Genomic DNA, 23,553 nt, shown 5'->3' on the forward strand with positions numbered 1-23,553 from the left:
ATATCGCCGGGCATTCGCTGGTCGAAGTAGGGAGGGTGAGAAGACGGGCGCTTCTTACTGCCAGCCGCCGCCCACGGCCCGATACAGTTCCACATTGGCTTCCAGCTGGCTGCGCTTCAGAGAAGCCAGCTCCAACTCGCTTTGCAGGGCGTTGCTTTGGGCTGTAATGACTTCCAGGTAGCTGGCCAGGCCGCTGCGGAAAAGCTGACCGGCGCTGTTGGTGGCCAGTCGCAGGGCCCGCACCCGGTCGGTGGCGATGGTTTGCTGGGTCTGAGTGCGCGCTACCTGCCCCAGGGCGTCGGAAACCTCGCCGACGGCCACCAGTACTTGCTGCCGGAACTGAATAACGGTGCGTTCCCGGTCTAGCTGGGCCAGCTCGTACTGCGTGCGCAGGGCGCGCCGCTGTAGCAGTGGCTGCGTGAGACCCCCGGTGGCTAGGCCAAACAACGAGGCGGGCACACTAAACCAGTTGCTGGCCTGGAAGGCATTGAGGCCGCCTTGGGCGGTGATGGAAAGCGTGGGGTAGAGCGCGGCTTTGGTGTAGCCCACCGCGGCGTTGGCCCGGTCGAGGGCCAGCTCGGCGGTGCGCACGTCGGGCCGCCGGGCCAGCAGGGCCGCTGGCACGCCGGCCGCGGCCACCACCGGCACCTGCAGCGCCAGTAAGTTGCCGCTGCGGCGGATGCCGCCCGGCAGGCGCCCGGCCAGGATGCTCAGGGCGTTTTCCTGCACCGTGATGCCTTGCTCGAACTGCGGGATGAGGCCGGCCGCCAGCAGGCGCTGCGCCTCCACCTGCTGCACGGCCAGCGCCGTGACCTGGCCGGCCGTGAACTGCAGGCGGGTAAAGCGCAAGGTGCTGTCGGTGAGCGCCACGTTGCGCCGGGCCACGGCCAGCTGGGTGTCCAGCAGCAAGAGGTTGTAGTAGCCCTGGGCTACCTGGGCCACCACCTGGGTTTGCACTGCCTTGCGGGCTTCCTGGCTTTGCAGGTAGGCGGCCCGGGCCTCGGCCGTGCGGTTGCGGATTTTGCCCCAGATGTCGGCCTCCCAGCTTACGGCCGCCGCCAGGTTGTAGTCTTCGATGTGCTTGGTGCCCAGGAACTGGCTAAGGGAAATGCCGTTCAGGCTGTTGCCCGAAGGCCGGTTGGTGGTCACGCCGGCCTGCAAGCTCACGGCCGGCACGTTGCCCCAGCGGGCCTGCTTGAGGGTGGCCTCGGCCGAGGCGATGTTGCGCAGCGCCAGCTGCAAGTCGTTGTTGCGCACGGTGGCGCTGTCGAGCAGCTGCTGCAAGGCCGGCTCGGCGAAGAAGCTGCGCCACGGCAGGCCCGCAATGGAAGCCGTATCGGCGGTGGGGGCCGTGCGGTAGGTGGCGGGCAGCGGCAGCGTGGGCAGCGGAATGTTCCTGGCCACGTTGCACGAGGCGGCGATAACCAGCAGAGTGGCTAGCCCCAGCGCCAGCAGGCGCCGGGGTGGATTTTGAAGAGTAGTCATGGAGGTTAGCTAACCGTGGCGTGGGCCGGCACCCGGGCCGGGACGGCGTGGGGCGTGCCACTGAGGCGCTCGTTGAGGCGTTGAAAAATTACGAACAGCAGCGGGATGAGGAACAGGCCCAGCACCACGCCCGAGAGCATGCCGCCCGCCGCCGCGATGCTGATGGAATGGTTGCCCAGGGCGGAGGGGCCCTGCGCCCCCATCATGGGCAACATGCCGGCCACAAAGGCCAGCGAGGTCATCAGGATGGGGCGCAGGCGCGAGGCCGAGGCGTTGAGGGCGGCCCGCACCAGCGGCTCGCCCGCGTGACGGCGCTGCAAGGCAAACTCCACGATGAGGATGGCGTTTTTGGCCAGCAGGCCGATGAGCATAATCAAAGCCACCTGCACGTAGATGTTGTTGGTAATACCCGCAAAACCGATGGCCGCGAATACCCCCACCATGCCCGCCGGCAGCGACAGCAGCACGGCGAAGGGCAGAATGTAGCTCTCGTACTGGGCCGCCAGCAGAAAATACACGAACACCAGGCACATCAGAAACACGACGGCCGACTGGCTGCCCGACGAAATTTCCTCCCGCGTCAGGCCCGAATACTCGTAGGTGTAGCCCGAAGGCAGGTGCTTCTCCGCCACCGCCTCTACGGCCTTAATGGCATCGCCGGAGCTGTAGCCCGGCTTGGGCGTGGCGTTGATGGTGAGCGAGTTGAAGAGGTTGAAGCGCGAGGCCGTCTCGGGCCCGAACACCCGCTTGAGGCGCACCAGCGTGCGCAGGGGCACCATCTCGCCCCGGTCGTTCTTCACGAAGGCCCCGTTGAGGGCCGTGGGGTCGGCGCGGTTGGCCTGGTCGGCCTGCACGATGACGCGGTAGTACTTGCCGAAGCGGTTGAAGTCCGAGGCCTGGGCGCTGCCGAAGTAGGCCTGCATGGTTTGGAGCACCGCTTTTACGCTCACGCCCAGCTGGGCGGCTTTCACCTCGTCTACTTCGGCTTCCAGCTGCGGGTAGTCGGCCCGGAACGAGGTGAAGGCCACCCCGATGGCGGGCTGCTTCATCAGCTCGCCGATAAACTCCTGGCCCACCTGCCCGAGCTTGGGCAGCGAGCCGCCGGTGCGGTCCTGCAACACCACTTCCAGCCCCTCCACGTTGCCGAAGCCCGGCACCGTGGGCGTAGTAAACACGAAGGTATCGGCCCCTTTGATGGTGGCCGCCTTCTCGCGCATGGTCGCCATGATGGCGTTGATGTCCTGCACCGCCCCCCGTTCCTTGGTGGGCTTCAGGATGACGAACAGGGTGAGGGCCGAGGAGGAGCTGGAGGAAGTCAGAATGTTGAAGCCGCTGAGCAAGTTGATTTTGTCAACGGCGGGCATGGCTTGCAGCTGCTGCTCAATCTCCTGAGCAATATGGTTGGAGCGGTCCAGCGACGAGCCCGCCGGCAGCGCCATGGAAATGGCGATAAAGCCCTGGTCTTCGGACGGGATAAAGCCCGTGGGCGTGCGCTTGGCCAGCCAGCCAGTGAGCATCACCACCAGCACCAGGCTGCTCAGCCCCACCCACTTGTGGCGCACCAAAAACCGGATGCTGCCCACGTAGCGGGAAGTCAGCCGCTCGAAGCTGCGGTTGAAGCCCGCAAAAAAGCGGGTCTTAAACGTGCTGGGCGCGGGGTGCTCGGCGTCGTGGTCGTGCGGGGTGTGCTTGAGGAATAGCGCCGCCAGGGCGGGGCTCAGGGTCAGCGCGTTCACGGCCGAGATGACGATGGCAATGGCCATGGTGAAGGCAAACTGCCGGTAGAATACGCCGGTCGAGCCTTCCAGAAAGCCCACCGGCAGAAACACGGCGGCCATGACCAGGGTAATCGAAATAATGGCTCCCGTAATCTCGCTCATGGCACTGGTGGTGGCTTCTTTCACCGAGTGGGTGCCCTCTTCCAGCTTGCTGTGCACGGCCTCGACGACCACGATGGCGTCGTCGACTACAATGCCAATGGCCAGCACCAAGGCAAAGAGCGTGAGCAGGTTGATGGTAAAGCCCATCACCTGCATGAAGAAGAACGTGCCCACGATGGCCACCGGCACGGCTATGGCCGGAATCAGCGTGGAGCGGAAGTCCTGCAGGAAGATGAACACCACCAGGAACACCAGGATAAACGCCTCAACCAGCGTGTGCTCGACCTGCTCGATGGACAAGTCCAGCGCCACTTTGGTGCTGTACATCGTTTGCTGCTTCACGCCGGCGGGCAGGTTTTTCTCCAGCTTTTTCATCACCTGGCCCACGGCAATCTGCAGCTCGTTGGCGTTGGAGCCGGCCGCCTGAAACACGCCGATGTTGATGCCCGGCTTGCCCGAAATGCGCACGTTGCTGTTGTAGGAGGCCGAGCCCAGCTCGACCCGCGCCACGTCCTTCAGGCGCAGCATCGAACCGTCGGGGTTGGCCCGAATAATCATGTTTTCGTAGTCCAGGGGCTGGCTGCGCTTGCCCTTGTATTTGATGACGTACTCAAAGGCTTCCTGGCTGCTTTCGCCCAGGCGGCCGGGGGCGGCCTCCAGGTTCTTGTCCTGAATGGCGGCCATCACCTCGGCGGGCGTCAGGTTGTAGCTGGCCAGCTGGGCTGGCTTCAACCAGATGCGCATGGAGTAGGCGCGGTTGCCCCCAAACAGCACCGTCGACCCCACGCCCGAGATGCGCTTGATTTCGGGCACCAGGTTGATTTGGGCGTAGTTGTCCAGAAACGTCTGGTCGTATTGCTTCGGGTCGTCCGAGTAGAGGTTGAGCAGCATCACGAAGCTGTTTTGCTGCTTGGCCACGGTCACGCCCTGCTGCACCACCTCGGCCGGCAGCTGGCTGGTGGCCTGGGCCACGCGGTTTTGCACGTTCACGGCCGCCTGGTCGGGGTCGGTACCCAGCTGGAAGTTGACGCTGATAACCAGCGAGCCGTCGTTGCTGGCCGTCGAGCTCATGTACACCATGTGCTCCACGCCGTTGATGGCCTCCTCCAGCGAGGGCGCCACCGAGCGCAGCAGCGTTTCGGCGTTGGCCCCGGGGTAGAGCGCCGTGACCTGCACGGCCGGAGGCGCAATGTCGGGAAACTGCTGAATGGGCAGCTTCCACAAGGCCAGCGCCCCCACTATCACCAGCAAAATGGAGATGACGGTTGAGAGGACGGGCCGCTCAATAAATACCTTAAACATGAGACGAGTAGCTTATTACAAAGTAGAGGCAGCCGCGGCTTTGCCCGTGGTGAGGCTGACGCTGGCCGGAGCCGGCGCGGTGGGCTGAATAATCTGGCCTTCCTGCAAGTGGTCGACGCCTTGCAGCACAATCCGCTCGCCGTTTTTCACGCCCTCGCTCACCAGATAATTCGCGCCATTCTTGCCCTGAATGGTAATGGCCCGGCGGCGGACGCGGTTGCTGTCGCCGACGGCGTACACGAATACTTTGTCCTGCAACTCGACCGTTGCGGCCGCTGGCACCAGTAGCACGTTGGGGTGCGGCAGGGCCAGCCGGATGGTGCCCGTGTTGCCCGAGCGCAGCAGGCCGTCGGCGTTGGGGAAAGTGGCCCGCAGCGTGACCGAGCCCGTGGTGCGGTCAAATTGCCCGGCTACCACGTCCACCTTGCCCCGCGTGGGGTAGGTGCTTTGGTCGGAAAGCACCAGGGCCACCGGTGGTAGGTGTGTGAGCTTTTCCTGCAGTGTGCGGCCCGCGTACTGGTTGCGGAAGGTGATGAAGTCGTCCTCGCCCAGCGCGAAGTAGGTGTGCACCTCGTGCACGTCGGAGAGCTGCGTCAGGGCCTGGGCATCGGTGGGGCCGACCAGGCTACCTTGCTTGGTTTGCAGCCGCCCCAAGTAGCCGCTCACGGGCGCCGTAATGGTGGTGTAGCCCAGGTTGATGCGGGCGCTGTTGACAGCTGCCTTGGCCCGCTGCAGGTTGGCCTGGGCCACGGTGAGGGCCGCCTGCGCCGTTTTCAGCTGCACCTCCGATACGACCTTGTTTTGCACCAGCGGCGCGTACCGGTCCACTTCTACCTGGGCGCTGGTGACGGCCCCGGCCGCCGCCTGTTGGGCAGCCACGGTATTGTTGAGTTGCTCGCGGAAGGGCGCGTCGTTGATTTTAAACAGCGGCTGGCCTTTGCGCACCGCCGCGCCCTCATCCACCAGGATGCGGTCGAGCACCCCCGCTACCTGCGGGCGAATCTCCACGTTGACGACGCCTTCAATGGAGGCCGGGTAGTCCTGGTAGGTGGTTTCGGTGCCGGTATGCAGGGCTTGTACCGGCAGGGCCGGCGGAGCCAGTGCCTGTTGCGGGGCTTGTTGCTCCGCGCAGCCCGCCAGCAGCACGCTGCCAGCTAAAAGAGAAGATAGTTTCATGGAAAAAAGCGGCCCAGACAAGGGTACTGAGTGAAATGCGAGGTGCGTTGGAGGGATACTAATCGACCCTAATACATTATCTAATGAGCATGAGCTTATGTAATAAGGCAAAAAAAAGCTTGGACAAATGCATATGCTGGCAGCGAGTGCCCTTCTTGCAATGTTTCAGCAAAGGTACTACCCATAAATGCATAAGCAATCAATAATGTTTTTAAAGATGTAAAAACCGCCGACGATAACGCCTGCGGTCCAGAGGATTCATCAAGCTTTAATAGCTGCCGGTTTAAGCAGTTGCAGGAAGTCTTCCAACTCCTTAAGCTTTTCCGCGTTGATGGACATGCACATGTTCCGGCCTTCTTTGTGCGACTCAATCAAGCCCGCCTCGGAGAGGGCTTTGAGGTGCTGGGACATGGAAGGCTGGCTGATGGGCACGTATTGAAACAAGTCGGCACACACGGCGATATCCCCTTTGGCAATTTCCTGCAAGAGGCGCTGCCGGGTGGGGTCGCTCAGGGCTTTGGCTAATTTGACGAGGGAATTGGTGTTCACGGAGGCGTTTTTTGTATTCATGCGCATGCGCTGATGTTTGCAACGGCACGAGCTGGCGTAAAGTTTCTGCGCGGGCTGCCTTTGGCCGGCTGGCTGCACAAGGCAACGAGTTGTTCAAAGCTACGAAGGGGCCAGCTTTGCGTGGGATATGCGTCGCCTCCCCTGCTTCGTATATAGCCGCTCATTCGCTGGGCGTGTTTCATGTCTTTGCTGTAACGAGAACCTGTTTCCCTATGTCATTCCGTCCTTTTGCCCGGTTGCTGCCGGTGGCCTTGCTCCTGCTGCTTACCACAGCTTGTGAACGTCGCAAGTCGGTCGTAATCTATTCCCCGGCCTCCATGAAACGGCTTGAAGGCACCTGGCTCAACTCGCGGGAGGAAGACTCTGGCGACACCCTGGTGTATCGGCCCAACACCTATCATTTCCCCTCCGCCCGGGGCCGCACGGGCTTCGCCTTCAAGCCCTACGGGCGCTTCGAGCAGTTCGACATTGCCCCCACCGACGGCCTGACCGGCCACCCCGGCACCTGGGTTATCGACGGCAGCAAGCTCAACAAGATTCGCATTCACCTCGACGAAGGCCCGGAGCCCGACTACGACCTGGAAGTTGTGTCGCTGGAAAACAAAGTGCTTAAGCTGCGTAAGCTGCCGGCCGGAAAGCCCTGAGCGTGCCGCCAATGGCCAACCACTGCCCGGCGTTGGGCGACGCGCACGGGGTTCGTTCACCGTCTTTTCATGCGTCGGCAGCAGCTTTGCGAAACCGAAGACACAGCCTTCGCAATGGCCGCCAACCACGGTTTCGGCGCCGCGTAAGAACTTCCCGCCGGCTGACGATGGTTGTGCAAGCCTTCTCCCTCACGTTCTTCATTCCCATGTTTCTCCGCATTGCTTGCAGCCCCGCGCGGGCACTTATCCTAGTCCTGGCCCTGAGCGCCGGCCCCGCGTTGGCCCAGAAAACCACCATTAAAGCCAAGGACGACAAAGTCAAAACCAAAACTACGGCGGCCGATGGCAGCACCAGCAAAACCAAAACGGTAGCTCCGGCCGCACCGCAACCCGTTTCGCCCGTGGCTTCGGCTCCGCAAACGGTGCTGCCGGCCGCGGCGGCGCCAGCCCAGGGGTTGGCCGGCGCCGATGGCTGGGTATCGGACCTGGGCGCGGCGCAGGCGCAGGCCAAAGCCACCAACCGGCCCATTCTGGCCGTTTTCTCGGGCTCCGACTGGTGCAAGCCCTGCATTATATACGAGCAGGAAGTGTTTGCCAAGCCGGAGTTTGCCGCTTACGCCAAGGACAAGCTGGTGCTGGCCCACTTCGACTTTCCGCGCCTGAAGAAGAACCAGCCCACGGCCGCCCAGCTCAAGCTGAACGAAGCCGCTGCTGCCCAGCTCAACCGCGAAGGTGATTTTCCGCTGGCCGTGGTGCTTTCGCCCGAGGGCAAAGTTTTGGCCAAAACCGGCTACATCGCCGGCGGCCCGGCGGCCTTTGAGGCGTATTTGAAAACCGTAGTGCCCACGCTGTAGAGACGCAATACTTTGCGTTTCGGTGTTAAACGAAATCGCTGAAACGGCGCGGACGCCGAGACGCAACGTATTGTGTCTCGGCGTCCGCGAATAATTACCTGTGACTAAAAAACCGCTGCTGATTCTGTTGCTGCTGCAGCTGCTGAGCGCCGGGCCCAGCCGCGCCCAAACCGCGCCTTCCGCGCAGCGCCACACGTTCACGCGCAGTGCCCACCTTATGGGTTCGCACTTCACCTTCACGGTGGTGTCCGCCGACGACTCGGCCGGGCAGCGGGCCCTGCGCGCGGGCCTGCTCGAAGTGCGCCGCATCGACCGGCTGATGTCGTTCTGGGACTCGACTTCCGAAGTAGTGCGCATCAACCGCCTGGCGGGCGTGCGGCCGGTGGCCGTGTCGCCCGAAACGTTTGACTTGATAAGCCGCACGCTGCGCCTCTCGCAGCTCAGCGACGGCGCGTTTGACATCACCTTTGCCAGCGCCGACAAGCTGTATAAGTTTGACCGGCAAGCCCACGCCGGCCTGCCCGACTCGGCTACGGTGCGGGCCTCGGTGCGGCGCATCGGCTGGCAGAAAATCAAGCTCGATGCCGCGCAGCATACCGTTTTTCTGCCCGAGAAAGGCATGCGCATCAACCTGGCGGGCATCCTGCAGGGCTACGGCCTGCGCCGGGCCAAGCAGGTGCTTGATGGGTTGGGCATCCGGGGCGGGTTGCTGAATGGCTCGGGCGACATTTACTGCTGGGGCCGGCAGGCCGACGGCTCGCTCTGGCGCGTGGCCATTGGCGACCCCGACCACCCGCGCAGCGTGGCCGCCTGGATTGACGTGACCGACATGGCCGTGGTGACGGCCGGCAACTACGAACAGTACTTCACGGTGGCCGGGCAGGTGTACGGGCACATCATCAACCCGCACACCGGCTACCCGTCGGTGGGTTTGCGCTCGGTCACCATCCTGTGCCCCGACGTGGAGCTAGCCGATGGCCTGGACGAAGTCGTCTTTGTGAAAGGGCCAACGGCCGGGTTGGCGTTCATCAACGGCCTGAAAAGCGTGGATTGTACGTTGATAACCGACGACAACAAAACCCTTGTATCGAAGGGCATGAAGCTGAATTACTACCACGGCGCCACCGCCAACCAGCCTTGAATTCTCGTTATGGTTACCGTGAAAAAATCCTTGCTCCTCTCCTACCCGCGCCTGGCCCTGGCGCTGCTGTTGCTGCCGGCGGGCGCGGCGCTGCCCAGTTGCGTGTCGGTGGCCGCCTACCAGAAAGTTTACCTTAACGACGAGGACATGAAGCTGGCCACCAAAACCGTGGAAACGCCCGAAACCAACTTCGAGAGCTACCGCGAAGGTGCCGGCGGCGCCAACGGCGGCAAGGTGGGCGGCGGCTGCGGGTGCAATTAAGGGTTAGTAGTTAATAAAAAGAGCGTCATGCCGAGCGCAGCCGGGGCATCTCGCTTGCGGCAAGTAACTCAATTGTTGCACGAAGCGAGCGAGATGCCCCGGCTACGCTCGGCATGACGTTCCAACATCATCATTCTTGAAAACTCTACTCCTCCCTATTCTTGCCCTCGCGGCCCTGGCAACTCCGGCACGGGCCCAGACCGGCACCACCCAAAACCCCAACCGCATCGACGGCTACGGGGCGCCGGTGAGCCCTTCGGTGCCGGTGAGCCGGGCGGCCGAGGAAACGACCATCGACATCATCGGCGGCTACTACCAGCAGGACGGCAGCCACGGCGCCGTGGAAGGCGGCCGGGGCACCCAGAAGCTGACCGACGTTCCCCCCGCCATCATCGTGAACGTGCCGCTCGACACCGTGAGTCGCCTCACGGCCAATGTGGGGGCCGATTTCTACGCTTCGGCTTCGACCGACCGGATTGACTTTGCGCTGAGCACGCCTTCGAGCTACGACGTGCGCTTCCATGGCGACTTCGGCTACAGCCGCGAGCACAAGTATAAAGGCACGATTTGGGGCGTGGGAGCGGGTGTGTCGAAGGAGTACGACTACTCTTCCTTCAACGTGGCCGGCTCGTTTGCCAAAACCTCCCGCGACGGCAACCGCCAGCTCAGCCTGGCCGGGCAGGTTTTCTTCGACCAGATTACCCTTATTCAGCCGCTGGAATTGCGGCCGGGCTATGCCGGCTCCCTCACCGGCAAGGGCGACTACGGCTCCGACAAGCGCCAGACCTACAACTTATCGGCGACCTACTCGCAGGTGCTCACCAAGCGTCTGCAGGCGGCCGTGAGTACCGAGCTGGTGTCGCAAAACGGGCTGCTGAGCACACCGTTTCACCGGGTGTATTTCCGCGACAACCCTGACCTGAACCCCGAGCCTACGCCGAGTGGCGACTTTGCGGCCCGCTTTCCCACGGCGGCCCGCATCGAAAGCCTACCCCGGGCCCGCTTCAAATACCCCGTGAGCTTGCGCCTGAACTACTACGCCACCGACCTGGTGCAGGTGCGCGGCTTCTACCGGTTCTACAACGATGATTTCGGTATTCGGGCCCACACGTTTGAAGTGGAGCTGCCGGTGAAGGTGACGCAATTTTTCGCGCTTTATCCCTTCTACCGCTACCATACGCAGACGGCGGCTACCTACTTCGCGCCCTTTGCGCAGCATTCCGTCAACGACACGTACTACACGTCGGACTACGACCTGTCGGCCTTCTCGGCCAACAAGGTGGGCCTGGGGCTGCGCTATTCGCCGGTATACGGCATCACGCGCTTCCGCGTGCCGGGCCAAGACGGGCAAGGCCGCCCGCGCGTGATGCGCCTCAAGTCGCTGGATTTGCGCTACGCCAACTACTGGCAAACGGGCGCCAGCACTTACAGCGCCGCCAACCGCGCCGACCTGAAGGCCAACATCGTCAGCTTCGATTTAGGCTTCGCGCTGTGAGTTAGTGGATTGGCGGATTGTTGGGGTGGTGGATTGGTGAGTTTGCTGGTTGGTCTATGCAAATTGCGCCGTTAAGGCATCAATCCACCACCTCACTCATCCACCACTCCACCACTTGAAACACTGGCTCGTTAAATCCGAACCCGACAAATATTCCTGGGACACCTTCGTGGCCGAAGACGGCACGGCCTGGACCGGCGTGCGCAACTACCAGGCCCGCAACAACCTTAACCTGATGCAGCCCGGCGACCTGGTGCTCTACTACCACAGCGTGAGCGAGAAGGCCGTGGTGGGCATTGCCGAAGTAGCGGCCCTGGCCGCTCCCGATGCCACGGCCGAGGCCGGCTCGCCCTGGGTGGCCGTGCAGCTGCGGCCCGTGCAGCCCCTGCTGCGGCCCGTGGCCCTGGCCCAGATTAAAGCCGATGCCCGCTTGAGCGAGCTGGCCTTGCTGCGGCAGTCGCGCCTATCGGTGCTGCCGGTGCGGCCCGAGGAGTACGATGCCATCTTGGCACTGGGAGCAAAATAAAAAGCCGCCGCCGGGCACAAAACCGCCGTCATTGCGTTTAACTTTAGCGAAGCAGCCGCTCGTTGGAGTCAGGTATTTCCAGCTGCTTTTTTAGGGCACTCGGGCATGAAATTCCGCTACTTTCTTTTGCTACTTTGGGCCGGTTCCCTCGCGGGGATATCCGATGTGAGGGCCCAGAAACGGGGCCAGCTGTCGGCCATCCCGACCCCCGGGGCGCCCGTGCAAACGGCCCGCACCGAGCTGCCCCTGGAGCCGTCCGACAGCGAGGTGCACGTGCAGGCCCTGCCCGCCGACAGCACCGTGGTGCTGCTGGTGGGCCGCAACAAGCCGCTTTCCAGCAAGACCATCTTTAGCTTTCAGCAGTACGACCATGCCTTGCGCCTGCGCCAGGAAACCCCGCTGGAAGTGCCCGATGAGTTCGATTTCACCCGTATGTGCGCCGAGGGCAGCACGGTATACGCCTTGTTTGCCTCGCGCAGCAACCCCGGCCGGCTGTGGGCCGCCGCCTACAACGGTCACCTGGGCCAGGTGCGCACCCAGCAGTTCGACACCAAGCTCAGCCGCGACGTGGTGGAGCTGAAGGCGCTCGATGGCCGCCTGTTTGCCACGGTGCTGCTGAACGACCAACTGCACGTGACGGCCCTGCTGCTCGACGTGGCCACCGGCCAGATGCAGTACCTGCCCTCGGTGTATGAGCCGCTGCCCACGCAGCTCACCTTCGTGGCCGATGCCGCCACCCGCCGTGCCGAGTACGTGCTGAGCCAAACCAACGGCCGCAAAAGCCGCCTGCTGCTCAAGCAGCTCACCGACCGCGGCCAGCTCGTCAAGTCGGAGTTTGTGCAAGCCGAGAGCGAGCGCAGCCTCATCACGGCCCAGGTGACGCCCCCGCAGGACACCACCGCCCGCCTGCTCATGGGCACCTATTCGCTGCGCGGCCCCGATTACGCGCAGGGCCTCTTCGCCACCGACCTGGGCACCCAGGCCAGCACCGGCACCCGGCAGCCGCTGCGTTTCTACGATTTCCTGCACCTGAAGCATTTCTTCGACTACCTCAAGCCCTCGCGCCAGGCCCGGCTGCGGGCGCGCACGGCGCGCCGGCTGGCCCGCTCCAACGCCCCCGTGCGCTGGCACTACCGCCTGCTGCTGCACGAGCTGCTGCCCCAGCCCGACGGCGGCTACGTGCTGGTGGCCGAGGCCTACGTGCCCCACTACCGCTACAACAGCTACGGCAGCTACACCGGCCCGTTTAACAATCTCGGCAACCAGTTTAGCCCCTCGCCCTACGCCAACTCGCGCGTGTTCGACGGCTACCAGACCACCCACGCCGTGGTGTGCGGCTTCGACCGCAGCGGCGCCCTGATTTGGGACAACACCTTCGTAGTAGAAAACCTGCGCCGCCTCGAACTTGAAGAAGCCGTGCGCCTGCAGCGCCTGCCCGATGGCCGCCTCGTGCTGGCCTACCTCGACGAGGACAAGCTGCGCTACAAGCTGATAAACCGCGCCGAAGACTCGCCCAACGACCAGCACGTCGTCATCCGCACCGACGCGGGCCCCGCCGAAACCAGCCCCGAGCGCACCAGCGACACCTCCCAAGCCGACTTGCTGCCCTGGTTCGGCAGCCGCTTCGTAGCCACCGGCTACCAGCGCGTAAAAGTGGAGCACGGCCCCGACCGGCAGGTGTTTTTTCTGAACTCGGTGGTGTTTTAGGCCAAAGCAATAAGGAAGCAGAACGTCATACCTGGACTGCGCCCGGCATGACGGTATTTATTTACCCCATTTAGCGTCGGTTTCCGTACTAAGCGAAATTATTTTCTCTTACCCCAACGCTCCTGTATGCTTGCCAAACTCCGCCTCCCCGTCCTTTTTCTCATCCTGCTGCTGGCCGGCTGCCGCGCCGGTGGCCCCGGCACGCCCGCCAAAACCGTGGCGTCGTTCTTCTCGAAGTACGAAAACCGCGACGGCTTCAAAGCCACTGAATGGTCGGCCGACCTGCTGCAGCGCCTGGCTCTGGTGAAAGCTGCCAAACTTCTCGGCGGCTCCGACCTCACCAACGGCATCACCGGCATTCGCTCGGCCCGCGTCATCAGCTTCACGCCCACGTCGTCATCGGCCAAAGAGTTGGCCGCGCAAGGCCTGCGAGCCGAAGCCGCTGGCATCCTCCAAAACAACAAGTACGACCCGTTGTCCACGGCCGGCTTCGGCGGCAGCAACTACGCCATTTCCACCCGCGGCTCCGGCAACAGCGTGTCGGAATTTGCCGCCCTCGGCACCCTCCCCGACGTGGCCGATTCCTTCGTGCTGGTGTCGGTACAAGGCAATTTCACCAAGTCGCAAGTGGAGGCGCTAGGCAAGTACCTGCCGCAGATTGTGCAGGCTACAAGCAAGTAGTCGTGGTTGCCGATAACAAAGAAAGCCCGCCCAGCTGCGTAGCTGGGCGGGCTTTCTTTGTTATCGGCAACCAGATTTTAGCGGCCTGCAGCCATCAAATCCTCGATGGTATCGGCTTGCAGCGGGATGTCAGCCATCAAATCCTCGTTGCCGCCGGGCGTGATGAGGATGTCATTTTCCAGACGAATGCCCAGGCCTTCCTCGGGAATGTAGATGCCCGGCTCGATGGTGTACACCATGCCCGGTTCAAACACACGGTACTTGTAGCCCACGTCGTGCACGTCGAGGCCCAGGTAGTGGCTGGTGCCGTGCATGAAATATTTTTTGTAAAGCGGCGCGGCCGGGTCCTGATTTTTAACGTCCGACGCATTCAGCAGGTCGAGCTTGATGAGCTCCTGCTCCATGCACTCGCCCACTAGGCGGTGGTATTCTTCAATTTCGGCGCCGGCCACGAGGCGCGTTTTGGCGAAAGCCATTACAGCCAGCACCGACTCGTAGACCTGCCGCTGGCGAGGGGTGAACTTGCCGTTGACCGGGATGGAGCGCGAAAGGTCGGCCGCATAGTTGGCATACTCGGCGCCGAAGTCCAGCAGAATCACGTCGCCGTCCTGGCACTGGTTGTCGTTGGTGGTGTAATGCAGCACGTTGGCGTTTTTGCCGCTGGCCACAATGCTGCCGTAGGCCGGCCCGCGGCTGCGGTTGCGCATGAACTCGTGCACGATTTCGGCCTCAATCTCGAACTCCCACACGCCCGGCTTCACGAAACCCAGCAGCCGCCGAAACGCCTTGCCCGTGATGTCGCAGGCTTGGCGCATCACCCGGATTTCCTCGGGGCTCTTGATGGCGCGCAGCTGGTGCAGCAGGCGCGCGGCGCGGCGGTAGTTGTGCAGCGGGTACTGGCTTTGCAGCATCTTGATGAAGCGGGCGTCGCGCGTTTCCACCTCCACCACGGCCCGAATGTGCTCGTTCGAGTTCAGGTACACATTTTCGGCCTCGTTCATCAGCGCAGGCAGCACCGACTTGAAGCTGTCGAGCCACATAATGGTGCGGATGCCGGAGTTCTGCCGGGCCTCGTCCTTGGTCAGCTTGTAGCCTTCCCAAATGAGAATGTGCTCGGAAGTCTCCTTCAGAAACAGAATTTCGCGGTGTTGCGGCAGGCGCGCATCCGGAAAAATGACCAGAATGCTTTCCTCCTGGTCTACCCCGCTCAGGTAGAAAAGGTCGTTGTTTTGCCGGAAGGCCATCGTGCCGTCGGCGTTGGTGGGCATGATGTCGTTGCTCTGGAAAAGGGCCAGCGAGGCCGGCGGCAGCAGCTCGCGGAAGCGGCGGCGATTTTCCACAAAAAGCTCGGGGGCGAGGGGGGCGTAGCGCATGGGCAAGAAGTCGGTTAGGAATGCGGGCGCAAGTTAGGCCGGCTGCCCTTGCAACGCCCCGCGCACCACCGCAGATACCGCAAAAAAGCCCCTGCCGATGTGGCAGAGGCTTTTTGAAAACGGCATTGCAACGACCTTACATTTTGGTTTGGGTCGTTTTCACCGTCGTTTTGTTGGCTTTGTAGCGCATGTCGGGCGTGCCGTCAGCTTTCACGGGGCCGGTGGTTTTGGTCATTTTGTTTTCCTTGTAGCGCATGTCGGCGCTGCCGTCGGCCTTCACGCGGGTGCTGCTCGAGGTGGAAGACTTCGTCATGCCCGAAGGCGTGGTCATGGTGCTCGACTTGGTCATCGAACCCGAGTTCTTGGTCATGGTGCTCGACTTCGACATACCCGCCGGGTTCTGCATCGTGCTCGACTTCGTCGTCACTTTCGTGCCGGGTTGGGTCGTCTTGGTGGTCGTCATTTTCGTCGAGCTGCTGCTCGACGTAGCGGCCGGTGCGCTCTGCGCGGGTACGGTTGTTTGAGCCACGGCGGCCGTGCCACCTAACAAGCTCAGGGAAACGAGGAAACCGAGGATGCGTTTCATGTTGAAATTGTAAAAAAGGGTGAGAAATGAGCCTGCTACGCGGCGTCGCCCGGCATGGTTGAGGTAAAGCAGTCCTATTTCAGCAAATCACATTTGCCCGCTACTCACACCCATCGCGACGAACAATTCCATCCATTTGGAAGGCGCTGTCATTGCACATATTAAGGAAAAGCCTTACCCCCATTGCATTTTTTTAACATATTTAGATTTTGTATTACTTTATTTTGGATAGATATTATCTGCTACTACTTTAGTGCACATTCTAAGAGCTCACTTTCACGCTTCATACGCCCTCATCCATGAAAAAATACCTCTACTCCTTCGTCCTCGGGGCAACGTTGATTTTTGCACACGGCGCCGCGCAGGCCGCCGGCTTCCCGGCCACGCCCGACAACCCCACCGAAATGCAGCGCAAGGCCGCCGCAGCCGAACGCAAAGCCGCCGCCCGCGAAAAAGTAGCCGCTGCCAAGCAGGTTTCTAAACTGAAGAAACTTTCGGTAAAATCGAACCGATTCGCCGCCAAAGTGGAGCACGTGATGCTCGTGGTGCTGGGCCTGGAAGAAAGCAAAAGCGTGACCTCGCCCCGGCAGCTCCGCCGCCAGCTGCACGGCCACCAAAAGCAACTGAAGCTGCACGCCAAAATGCAGTCGCGCGCCCGCCGCGGCCGCGCCCACAACTAATCGCCCTTCCCAAAACACCTGAACAGAAAAAGCCCCTTGCCGCACTGGCAAGGGGCTTTTTATATGAACAAGGCTGCGGGGGCTTAGGCCGTCACCTGGGCTTCAAGTTTCTGGGCGAGCACGTGCTTGGGCACAGCACCCACTTGCTTATCCACGATTTGGCCGTTTTTGAACACCAGCAGCGTGGGAATGCTGCGGATGCCGAACTTCATCGAGGTCTGGGGGTTGGCGTCCACGTCAACTTTGCCCACCACGACTTTGCCTTCGTATTCGCCGGCCAGTTCTTCTACCACGGGGCCTACCATGCGGCAGGGGCCGCACCATTCGGCCCAGAAGTCTACCAATACCGGTTTGTCGCCGCCGATGATTTCTTCGAAGTTGGCGTCGGTGATTTCAATTGCTTTGTGTCCCATTTCGATTGGGGTTGGGGGTTAAATAAAGGTCTGGCGTATACGGCCAATGGGGTCGCAAGGTAGCAGATTGGAGGTAAAACAGCGTAGGCAGGGGAAAGTTCAGAAGCGTAGGCTTCGTCTGTAGCGTCGGCGGCGGACGGCGTGTTTTCCTATCTGAAAGGCCAAAACGGCATGCCGAAGGTCGTAGCACGAGTACCCCGAAGCTCCTGCTTCGGCTTGCGTCTGCATCGTTCAACGCAAGTCGAAGCAGGAGCTTCGGGGTACTCGTGCTACAACGTTAAACAACCGTTAAATCAGCGTGCACACCTCCATTTCTAGTTCTTTCATCTTCTCAATGAAGGCTTTGGGCTCAATCTGGAAGCGGCGCGAGAACATGTCGACGGCCAGGTGCTCGTGCGGCTCCACAAACTGGATTTCGAGGCGCTTGCCGCCGGGGGCGTGCTCAATGGCTTCTTCCAGCCGGTCGAGCATGGGGCCGGTTACGGTGCGCAGGTCGAGACGCACACGCACGCCTTTGCTACGCTTCTCGGCCACGTCGGCCAGCGGCTCCATCGTGAGGATGCGCAGGTCCCACTGGTCCTGGGTGTGGCGGCGCAGCTCCTGCTTGAGGCGCACGTACATGGGCGGCACCTGCTCGTTGGGGTAGTTGCGCGGGTTGATGAGGGGCGCAAACTTGGTGTAGTCGTCGCGGAACAGCGCCGGGCTGATGCTCGATTCGTAATCTTCGAGGGTGAAGGTACAGAAGGGCTGGCCGGTTTTGGTGGTCTTGAACAGCACGTTGGTGATGAGGCCAGCCACCGCCATTTCCTTGTTCTTTATTTCTTCCACCTTTTCCAGGCCGCAGGTGCAGTAGGCGTCAAGCTCCAGCTTGTAGCTATCCAGCGGGTGGCCCGATAGGTAGAAGCCCACCACTTCCTTTTCGCGGCGCAACTGCTCGGTCTTGCTCCAGGGCTCCATCTCGTGCATTTTGGGCATGGGCGCGGCCACCGCCCCAAAGGCGCCCGCCCCAAACAAGCTGTGCTGGGCCGATTCCTTGGCTGCGGCGTGCTGCTGGCCCACCCGCATGGCCTTTTCAATGAGGTTCTGGTCGCCGGCGGGCGCGTCGAGGTAGAGGCGACGGTGCTTGCCAAAGCCATCGAAGGCGCCGGCCTGGGCCAGGCTTTCGAAGGTTTTCTTGTTCACGGTGCGCAGGTTCACGCGCTTGGCGAAGTCGAAAATGTCGGAGTATTCTCCCGATTTCTCGCGCTCCTGCACCATGCTTTCCACCGCGAGTTCACCCGCGCCCTTCACCGCGCCCATGCCGAAGCGGATAGCGCCCTCCTGGTTCACGTTGAATTTCAGCAGGGATTCGTTCACGTCGGGCCCGAGCACGGGCACGCCCTGCTTGCGGGCCTCCTCAATGAAGAAGGTCACCTTCTTGATGTCGCCCATGTTGTTGGTGAGCACGGCGGCCATGTACTCGGCCGGGTAGTTGGCCTTCAGGTAACCCGTCTGATACGCCACCACCGAGTAGGCCGCCGAGTGCGAACGGTTGAAGCCGTACTCGGCAAATTTCTCCATCACGTCGAAGACTTCGTTGGCCTTCTTAACGGGGATGTTGTGCAGCTCCAGCGCGCCCTTGGTGAATTTCTCACGCTCCAGGGCCATCTTTTTCATGTCCTTCTTACCCATGGCGCGGCGCAGCAAGTCGGCGCCCCCGAGCGAGTAGCCGGCCAGAATCTGGGCCGTCTGCATAATCTGCTCCTGGTACACCATGATGCCCTGGCTGTACTCCAGGATGGGCTTGAGCAGGTCGTGCGGGTACTCCACCTCCTCGCGGCCGTGCTTGCGGTTGATGAAGTTCGGGATGAACTGCATCGGGCCCGGGCGGTACAAGGCGTTCATGGCAATCAGGTCCTCGATGTTGGTCGGCTTCAAGTCCTTGAGGTACTGCCGCATCCCTTCGGATTCGAACTGGAACGTGCCGATGGTATCGCCGCGCTGGTAGAGCGCATACGTCTTCTCGTCGTCGAGCGGAATCTCGTCGATGTCGATTTTGACGCCGTGGTTTTTCTCAATCAGCGTCAGCGCATCTACGATGATGGTCAGGGTTTTGAGGCCCAGAAAGTCCATCTTCAGCATGCCGGCCGATTCAATCACCTTGCCGTCGAACTGCGTCACGAGCAGGTCCGAGTCCTTCGAGGTCGAAACCGGGATGTATTTGGTGATGTCGTCGGGCGCGATGATGACACCCGCGGCGTGGATGCCGGTGTTGCGCACCGAGCCTTCGAGCTGCGTGGCTAGGCGCAGAATCTGGCCCTTGAGGTTTTCGGGGCTTTCGTCGCGCCGAATCATATCGAGCTCCTGGTTTTCTGCGAAGGCGCCGGCCAGAGTGGTGCCGGGCTTGTCGGGCACCATCTTGGTGAGGTCGTTGGTGTGCGGCAGGGGCAGCTCCATGGCGCGGGCCACGTCCTTGATGCTGGACTTGGCGGCCATGGTGCCGAAGGTGATAATCTGGGCCACCTGCGTTTTGCCGTACTTACCCACCACGTAGTCAATAACTTTCTGACGGTTCACGTCGTCGAAGTCGATATCGATATCGGGCATCGACACGCGCTCAGGGTTCAGGAAGCGTTCGAACAGCAGCGAATACTTGATGGGGTCGATGTTGGTGATGCCCACGCAGTAGGCCACCGCCGAGCCGGCGGCCGAGCCCCGGCCGGGCCCCACGGCCACGCCAATGTTGCGGCCGTGGTTGATAAAGTCCTGGGTGATGAGGAAGTAGCCGGCAAAACCCATCGTCTGGATGATGCGCAGCTCATAATCAAGCCGTTCCTCAATCTCGGGCGTGCGCTCGGAATAGCGCGGCGGCTTGGTCATCGTCACCACGCCCTGGCCGGCGCTGGGGCCGAAGGCGCCCACGTAGGTCAGCTCGCGCAGAAATTCGTCGGCATTGGCAAAGGGCGCCGGAATGGGAAAGTTGGGCAACAGAATGTCGCGCGCCAGCTTCGGGGGCGTGATTTTGTCAACGATTTCGTTGGTGTTGTCCACGCTCTCGGGCACGTCAGCGAACAAGTCGTTCATCTGCGCCTGCGTTTTGAAGAAGAACTGGTCGTTGGCGAACCCGAAGCGGGTGTGCGGCTTGGGCTTCTGCAGCTCCTCGTCGATGCGGCGCAGCTGGCGCTGGGCGGCCTCGTCGCGGCTGTGGTCGCGGCGCAGGTTGTCGAGCAGGTCGTACTTCACCTCGCCCTTGCCCGTCATCAGGGTGTAATAGTTGGTCCGAATGTCGCCCACCGGGATGCTGTGCTCCTCGCCGGTGTTCACGCACAGCAGCAGGTCGTGGGCGGCGTAGTCGGTCTGGTCAACGTAGTGCGAGTCGTTGGTGCAGATAACCTTGACGTTGTACTTCTTCGCAAAGCCCAGCAGAATCTGGTTCACGTCTTCCTGGCTTTTGCCGGTGCCGTCGAAATTCATCAGGCCGTGGCGCTGGATTTCGATGTAATAGTCCTCGCCAAACAAATCAAGCCACCACTTCAGCTTTTCCTCGGCCTCAGCTTCAGTGCCGAAGAGGATGGTTTGCGGAATCTCGGCGCCTATGCAGCAGCTCGTGGCAATGAGGCCTTCGTGGTACTTCACCAGCAGCTCCTTGTCGATGCGCGGAAACTTGGAGTATACGCCTTCAATAAAGCTCAGCGAGCACAGCTTGGCCAAATTGTGGTAGCCGGCCTGGTCCTTGGCCAGCAGCAGCTGGTGGTGGCGGGTGTCGCGCTCGCCTTTTTCCCGGCTGAAAGCCTTCTTGTGCCGGTCCTCCACCAGGTAAAACTCGCAGCCCACGATGGGCTTCACATTGTACTTGTTGGCCTCGGCCACGAAGTTGAACGCGCCAAACATGTTGCCGTGGTCGGTGAGGGCCACGGCGGGCATCTCGTCCTTCTGGGCCTTCTTCATCAGGGCCGAAATGCTGGCCTGGCCGTCGAGCAGCGAGTATTGGGTATGCGAGTGAAGGTGCGAGAACGTGGGCATGGCGGAAGGGCTGAGTTTTGAGGGTTGAGTTTTGAGTTTTCCGCTGATTTAATTCAACCCTCAAAATTCATCCCTTATGGTAAAGATACCCCCGCCCGGCGGGGTTCCCCAAACCCTATTTTCCTCCGGCTTGATTCCCTGAGCGCTGCGTTTTTACTTACTTGGCCGGGGCCGACACGCGCAGCACCTCCCCGATTTTCACGGCGCCGTCGGGCTTGTTGTTCCAGGTTTGCAGGTCAGCGGCTTTCACATTGTAGAGGCGACCTATGCTAAACAAGGTTTCGCCTTTGACGACGGTGTGCAGCATAGCCGGGGCCGGCGCAGTTGTCGGCGCGGCCGGCGTAGCGGCCCCTTTTTTAGGCGCGTAAAGCGCAGACGGGTTGATTTTCCCACTGTTTTGGCTGGTGGGCACCGGTAGTTGAGCGGGTGCCAAAGCAGTCGACTGAGCCGCTTTCGTGGCGGGCGCAGCTTTTGCAACTTGGGCGGCCGGGGCCACTCGCGCAACGGCGGCCGGTGCGGCTTCCGAAGGTTTTAACGTCAGTACCTGCCCCGTGGTCAGCCCATACGGGGCTTCTAGGTGGTTGATAGCAATGAGCGTAGCAGGCGGAATGCCATAGAGCCGGCTAACGGAATACACTGTTTCCTTTGCTTCGACGCGGTGCGTAGCATCGGCGGTAATGGACTTGGGAGTGACTGTCGCTGCCTTGGGCGCCCCCGTAATGGCGGGGGCAAGTGTGGGCGCAGGAGAAGCTACCGGCTTAGCTGCCACCACGGCCGGGTTCGCGGGTGCCGACTCGGGCGCTTTGGAAGAAGCAGGCCGTGGCATGGGCGCGGGCTTATACACCGCAGCCGGGCGCGCCGGCGCGGGCACGACGGCAGCCGAATCGACTTCGCCGGGCTCGTCGGCCAAGGGCGCGGAAGCCGGGGCAGCGGCGGGCGGCGGCAGGTAAGTAGCTTTGGCCGCCGAGGGCCGGGCCGGGGCTGGCATCGGGCGCACGGGCGCCGGCTGGGCAGGCGCAGGCGCGACGGTTACCGGCGCCGTAGCAGAAGCCGGAACCGAAGCCGGCGCAGTGGCCGCGGTGGCCGCTGCCGTGGCCAGGGTTTCGCCCCAGCCGTCGGCGTCGTCTGTCATCACGCGCTTGGACTTGGTTTTGCCGTCCTCGCTTTTCACTTTGACTTTCACCTTCACCTGGCCGCCTTCGGTGGCTGCGCGGCGGGGCAGGTTGATGGCTTCGTTGGCGGTGCTCACCAAAGCATCGGTTTCCCGCTCGGCAGCAGTTGGGGCTGCGGTGGGACGCTCCAGCGCCACGGCTTCGGTCAGGCTGCGGTACTCGATGGCGGTTTCGCGCGGGCGGGTGTGTTGCAGCCAGAGCACGCGGCCGGGGCGCAGCTCCTCGTTGCGGGCCATGCGGTTTTTGTTGTACACGGCTTTCTGGCGCACGCCGTATTTCTGAGCCACGTCAAAAATGCTTTCGCCGGGCTGCAGCACGTGGTATTCCACGGCGGCCGCGTCGCGCTTGCTTTGCAGGTAGTAGGGCCGGCCGGCCACCACCTTGTCGAAGCCGGTCATCTCGTTGTGGCGCAAGAACTCGCCCAGACGCTTGTGGGCCCGGCGCGCCAGGTCCACCATGGTTTCGCCAGGCAGGGCGATTAGGGCGCGCAGGCGGTTGATGCGCACCTCGGCCGTATTGCCGGCCACGGCGGGCGCGTTCAGCAATTCGCCGCGGCTTTGCAGGCGCTGGTTGGCCAGGATGCCGGCGGCCTGCGTCACGTCGCCCACAGGCACGATGAGCGTATAGGGCCGGTCGGTGGGCACGGCAGTGGCCAGCAGCCAGCGGTTGTGCAGGGCCAGGGCGGCGGGGTCTACGTGCAGGGCGGTGGCTTGCGCGGCCAGGGGCTGCCCGGCCACGGCCGGGAATTCCTGCAGCAGCAGCGCAGGCCGGGGGTTGAGGCCACAGGCGGGCTCGAAGGCCACCTTGTGGGCCAGAAACATCAGCACGTAAGGCGAAGTAGCCTCCGTGACGGCCATTTCGGTGGCGTCGAAATCGGAAGGCAGCGTGTAGGGCTGCACGCCGCCGGGACCGGTGTAGTAGCTCAGCAGGGCGTTCAGCCAGTTGTGCAGCGGCTTATTGTTGCGGCTGAGGTAGCGGGCCGCGGCGCGGGTGCTGGCCGTGAGGTGCTGGCGCTCGTCCACGGCACCGTTTACAATGAGGCCCAGGCCGGTGGCAGTTTCCTGCTTGAGCTGCCAGTAGCCCACGGCGTCGTGGTTGCTGCGGGCGTCGCCAATCAGGGCGCTTTCCTGCAAGGCCAGGTAGCGGAAGTCGAGGGGCACACCTTCCTCGCGCAGCACGCGGTCAATGATGGGAAACGAGGCATCAGCCAAATCGACGCGGGCCTGGAACGAGGGCTGGTGGCGGCTCAGGCCATCCACTTTTTGCTGCACCAGGCGCTGGGCTTCGGCATTTAGCACCAGGTGCAGGCCGGCCACATCCATAGCCGAAGGAACGGTGGGCCGCAGGGGCGCGGTGGTTTGGGCCACAACGGCTTGTATCAACAGGAGGCTCAGGCCAAGAAAAAGAGCAACGGAATTTCGCATAAGCAAGACGGGCGAGAGGCGGCCACCGCGGCCCCCTCCCGCCCGGAAGTTGCAAAGAACCTGAATTTTGAGCAAAAAGCCCGTCATGGCCAACGCCGCCTGTCATCCTGAGCGCAGCGAAGGACCTTCGCCCGCCAGAACGACTTGCAGAAGTTCAGCCGATGCAAGTCCTTCGCTGCGC

General features: G+C 62.2%; 18 protein-coding genes. 9 read left to right on the plus strand and 9 right to left on the minus strand.

The annotated features are described in order from the left end of the window. Positions 1-54: 54 nt before the first annotated feature. The 4 genes from MTP16_RS00585 to MTP16_RS00600 form a co-directional block, all read right to left on the minus strand. Positions 55-1,485, minus strand: a complete 1,431-nt coding sequence (locus tag MTP16_RS00585; protein WP_243514953.1) for a TolC family protein — start codon at positions 1,483-1,485, stop codon at positions 55-57. 5 nt (positions 1,486-1,490) lie between these two features. Continuing rightward, on the minus strand, positions 1,491-4,667 hold the full coding sequence (locus tag MTP16_RS00590; RefSeq protein WP_243514956.1) for an efflux RND transporter permease subunit: 3,177 nt from the start codon (positions 4,665-4,667) through the stop codon (positions 1,491-1,493). Between the two features lie 15 nt (positions 4,668-4,682). Then, positions 4,683-5,843, minus strand: coding sequence for an efflux RND transporter periplasmic adaptor subunit (locus MTP16_RS00595; protein ID WP_243514959.1), 1,161 nt, complete (start codon positions 5,841-5,843; stop codon positions 4,683-4,685). Between the two features lie 261 nt (positions 5,844-6,104). Next, a complete protein-coding gene (locus MTP16_RS00600; RefSeq protein ID WP_243514962.1) occupies positions 6,105-6,413 on the minus strand; it encodes an ArsR/SmtB family transcription factor in 309 nt (102 codons plus the stop codon). A gap of 317 nt (positions 6,414-6,730) precedes the next feature. Here MTP16_RS00600 and MTP16_RS00605 point away from each other — a divergent pair, with 317 nt between their 5' ends. The 8 genes from MTP16_RS00605 to MTP16_RS00640 all read left to right on the plus strand — a co-directional run bounded on the left by MTP16_RS00605 (position 6,731) and on the right by MTP16_RS00640 (position 13,722). Continuing rightward, the gene (locus MTP16_RS00605; protein WP_243514964.1) at positions 6,731-7,057 is read left to right on the plus strand and encodes a hypothetical protein; all 327 of its coding nucleotides are present in this window, start codon (positions 6,731-6,733) and stop codon (positions 7,055-7,057) included. 206 nt (positions 7,058-7,263) lie between these two features. Next, complete coding sequence (locus MTP16_RS00610; RefSeq protein ID WP_243514967.1) at positions 7,264-7,911, plus strand: thioredoxin family protein; 648 nt, start codon at positions 7,264-7,266, stop codon at positions 7,909-7,911. A 100-nt stretch (positions 7,912-8,011) separates the two neighbouring features. After that, on the plus strand, positions 8,012-9,052 hold the full coding sequence (locus MTP16_RS00615) for an FAD:protein FMN transferase (RefSeq protein ID WP_243514970.1): 1,041 nt from the start codon (positions 8,012-8,014) through the stop codon (positions 9,050-9,052). 63 nt (positions 9,053-9,115) lie between these two features. Continuing rightward, positions 9,116-9,313: a DUF4266 domain-containing protein gene (locus MTP16_RS00620; protein WP_317244111.1), complete on the plus strand. Its 198-nt coding sequence runs from the start codon at positions 9,116-9,118 to the stop codon at positions 9,311-9,313. A gap of 136 nt (positions 9,314-9,449) precedes the next feature. Beyond that, on the plus strand, positions 9,450-10,808 hold the full coding sequence (locus MTP16_RS00625; protein WP_243514976.1) for a DUF3570 domain-containing protein: 1,359 nt from the start codon (positions 9,450-9,452) through the stop codon (positions 10,806-10,808). A 115-nt stretch (positions 10,809-10,923) separates the two neighbouring features. Continuing rightward, positions 10,924-11,334, plus strand: a complete 411-nt coding sequence (locus MTP16_RS00630) for an EVE domain-containing protein (RefSeq protein ID WP_243514978.1) — start codon at positions 10,924-10,926, stop codon at positions 11,332-11,334. Positions 11,335-11,499: 165 nt separating this feature from the next. Next, positions 11,500-13,041: a hypothetical protein gene (locus MTP16_RS00635; RefSeq protein WP_243514980.1), complete on the plus strand. Its 1,542-nt coding sequence runs from the start codon at positions 11,500-11,502 to the stop codon at positions 13,039-13,041. A 126-nt stretch (positions 13,042-13,167) separates the two neighbouring features. Beyond that, the gene (locus tag MTP16_RS00640; protein WP_243514983.1) at positions 13,168-13,722 is read left to right on the plus strand and encodes a DUF4252 domain-containing protein; all 555 of its coding nucleotides are present in this window, start codon (positions 13,168-13,170) and stop codon (positions 13,720-13,722) included. Positions 13,723-13,799: 77 nt separating this feature from the next. On the opposite strand, the gene MTP16_RS00645 is transcribed toward MTP16_RS00640, so the two are convergent. Both MTP16_RS00645 and MTP16_RS00650 read right to left on the minus strand, forming a co-directional pair. Further along, positions 13,800-15,095, minus strand: coding sequence for an aminopeptidase P N-terminal domain-containing protein (locus MTP16_RS00645; RefSeq protein WP_243514986.1), 1,296 nt, complete (start codon positions 15,093-15,095; stop codon positions 13,800-13,802). Positions 15,096-15,231: 136 nt separating this feature from the next. Further along, positions 15,232-15,681: a hypothetical protein gene (locus MTP16_RS00650; protein WP_243514989.1), complete on the minus strand. Its 450-nt coding sequence runs from the start codon at positions 15,679-15,681 to the stop codon at positions 15,232-15,234. 299 nt (positions 15,682-15,980) lie between these two features. Here MTP16_RS00650 and MTP16_RS00655 point away from each other — a divergent pair, with 299 nt between their 5' ends. Further along, positions 15,981-16,361, plus strand: a complete 381-nt coding sequence (locus MTP16_RS00655; RefSeq protein ID WP_243514991.1) for a hypothetical protein — start codon at positions 15,981-15,983, stop codon at positions 16,359-16,361. 83 nt (positions 16,362-16,444) lie between these two features. Here MTP16_RS00655 and trxA read toward each other — a convergent pair whose 3' ends face one another. From trxA to MTP16_RS00670, 3 genes are all read right to left on the minus strand, one after another. Next, positions 16,445-16,774 (minus strand): thioredoxin, encoded by a 330-nt coding sequence (gene trxA / locus MTP16_RS00660; RefSeq protein ID WP_196286315.1) that lies wholly within the window; start codon positions 16,772-16,774, stop codon positions 16,445-16,447. A 288-nt stretch (positions 16,775-17,062) separates the two neighbouring features. Beyond that, positions 17,063-20,776 carry a DNA polymerase III subunit alpha gene (gene dnaE / locus MTP16_RS00665; protein ID WP_243514993.1) on the minus strand — a complete coding sequence of 1,238 codons (3,714 nt, stop codon included), beginning with the start codon at positions 20,774-20,776 and terminating at the stop codon, positions 17,063-17,065. Positions 20,777-20,933: 157 nt separating this feature from the next. After that, a complete protein-coding gene (locus tag MTP16_RS00670; protein ID WP_243514995.1) occupies positions 20,934-23,372 on the minus strand; it encodes a LysM peptidoglycan-binding domain-containing protein in 2,439 nt (812 codons plus the stop codon). Between the last annotated feature and the right edge of the window lie 181 nt (positions 23,373-23,553).

It is taken from the genome of Hymenobacter monticola (assembly GCF_022811645.1).
In the GTDB taxonomy this organism is placed as follows: domain Bacteria; phylum Bacteroidota; class Bacteroidia; order Cytophagales; family Hymenobacteraceae; genus Hymenobacter; species Hymenobacter monticola.

Excerpts from the sequence above, each read along its gene's own strand:
- MTP16_RS00595 (WP_243514959.1), bottom strand. The coding sequence starts at position 5,843 with ATGAAACTATCTTCTCTTTTAGCTGGCAGCGTGCTGCTGGCGGGCTGC.
- MTP16_RS00655 (WP_243514991.1), top strand. The coding sequence starts at position 15,981 with ATGAAAAAATACCTCTACTCCTTCGTCCTCGGGGCAACGTTGATTTTT.
- trxA (WP_196286315.1), bottom strand. The coding sequence starts at position 16,774 with ATGGGACACAAAGCAATTGAAATCACCGACGCCAACTTCGAAGAAATC.
- MTP16_RS00600 (WP_243514962.1), bottom strand. The coding sequence starts at position 6,413 with ATGAATACAAAAAACGCCTCCGTGAACACCAATTCCCTCGTCAAATTA.
- MTP16_RS00585 (WP_243514953.1), bottom strand. The coding sequence starts at position 1,485 with ATGACTACTCTTCAAAATCCACCCCGGCGCCTGCTGGCGCTGGGGCTA.
- MTP16_RS00590 (WP_243514956.1), bottom strand. The coding sequence starts at position 4,667 with ATGTTTAAGGTATTTATTGAGCGGCCCGTCCTCTCAACCGTCATCTCC.
- MTP16_RS00610 (WP_243514967.1), top strand. The coding sequence starts at position 7,264 with ATGTTTCTCCGCATTGCTTGCAGCCCCGCGCGGGCACTTATCCTAGTC.
- MTP16_RS00640 (WP_243514983.1), top strand. The coding sequence starts at position 13,168 with ATGCTTGCCAAACTCCGCCTCCCCGTCCTTTTTCTCATCCTGCTGCTG.
- MTP16_RS00650 (WP_243514989.1), bottom strand. The coding sequence starts at position 15,681 with ATGAAACGCATCCTCGGTTTCCTCGTTTCCCTGAGCTTGTTAGGTGGC.
- MTP16_RS00605 (WP_243514964.1), top strand. The coding sequence starts at position 6,731 with ATGAAACGGCTTGAAGGCACCTGGCTCAACTCGCGGGAGGAAGACTCT.
- dnaE (WP_243514993.1), bottom strand. The coding sequence starts at position 20,776 with ATGCCCACGTTCTCGCACCTTCACTCGCATACCCAATACTCGCTGCTC.
- MTP16_RS00670 (WP_243514995.1), bottom strand. The coding sequence starts at position 23,372 with ATGCGAAATTCCGTTGCTCTTTTTCTTGGCCTGAGCCTCCTGTTGATA.
- MTP16_RS00645 (WP_243514986.1), bottom strand. The coding sequence starts at position 15,095 with ATGCGCTACGCCCCCCTCGCCCCCGAGCTTTTTGTGGAAAATCGCCGC.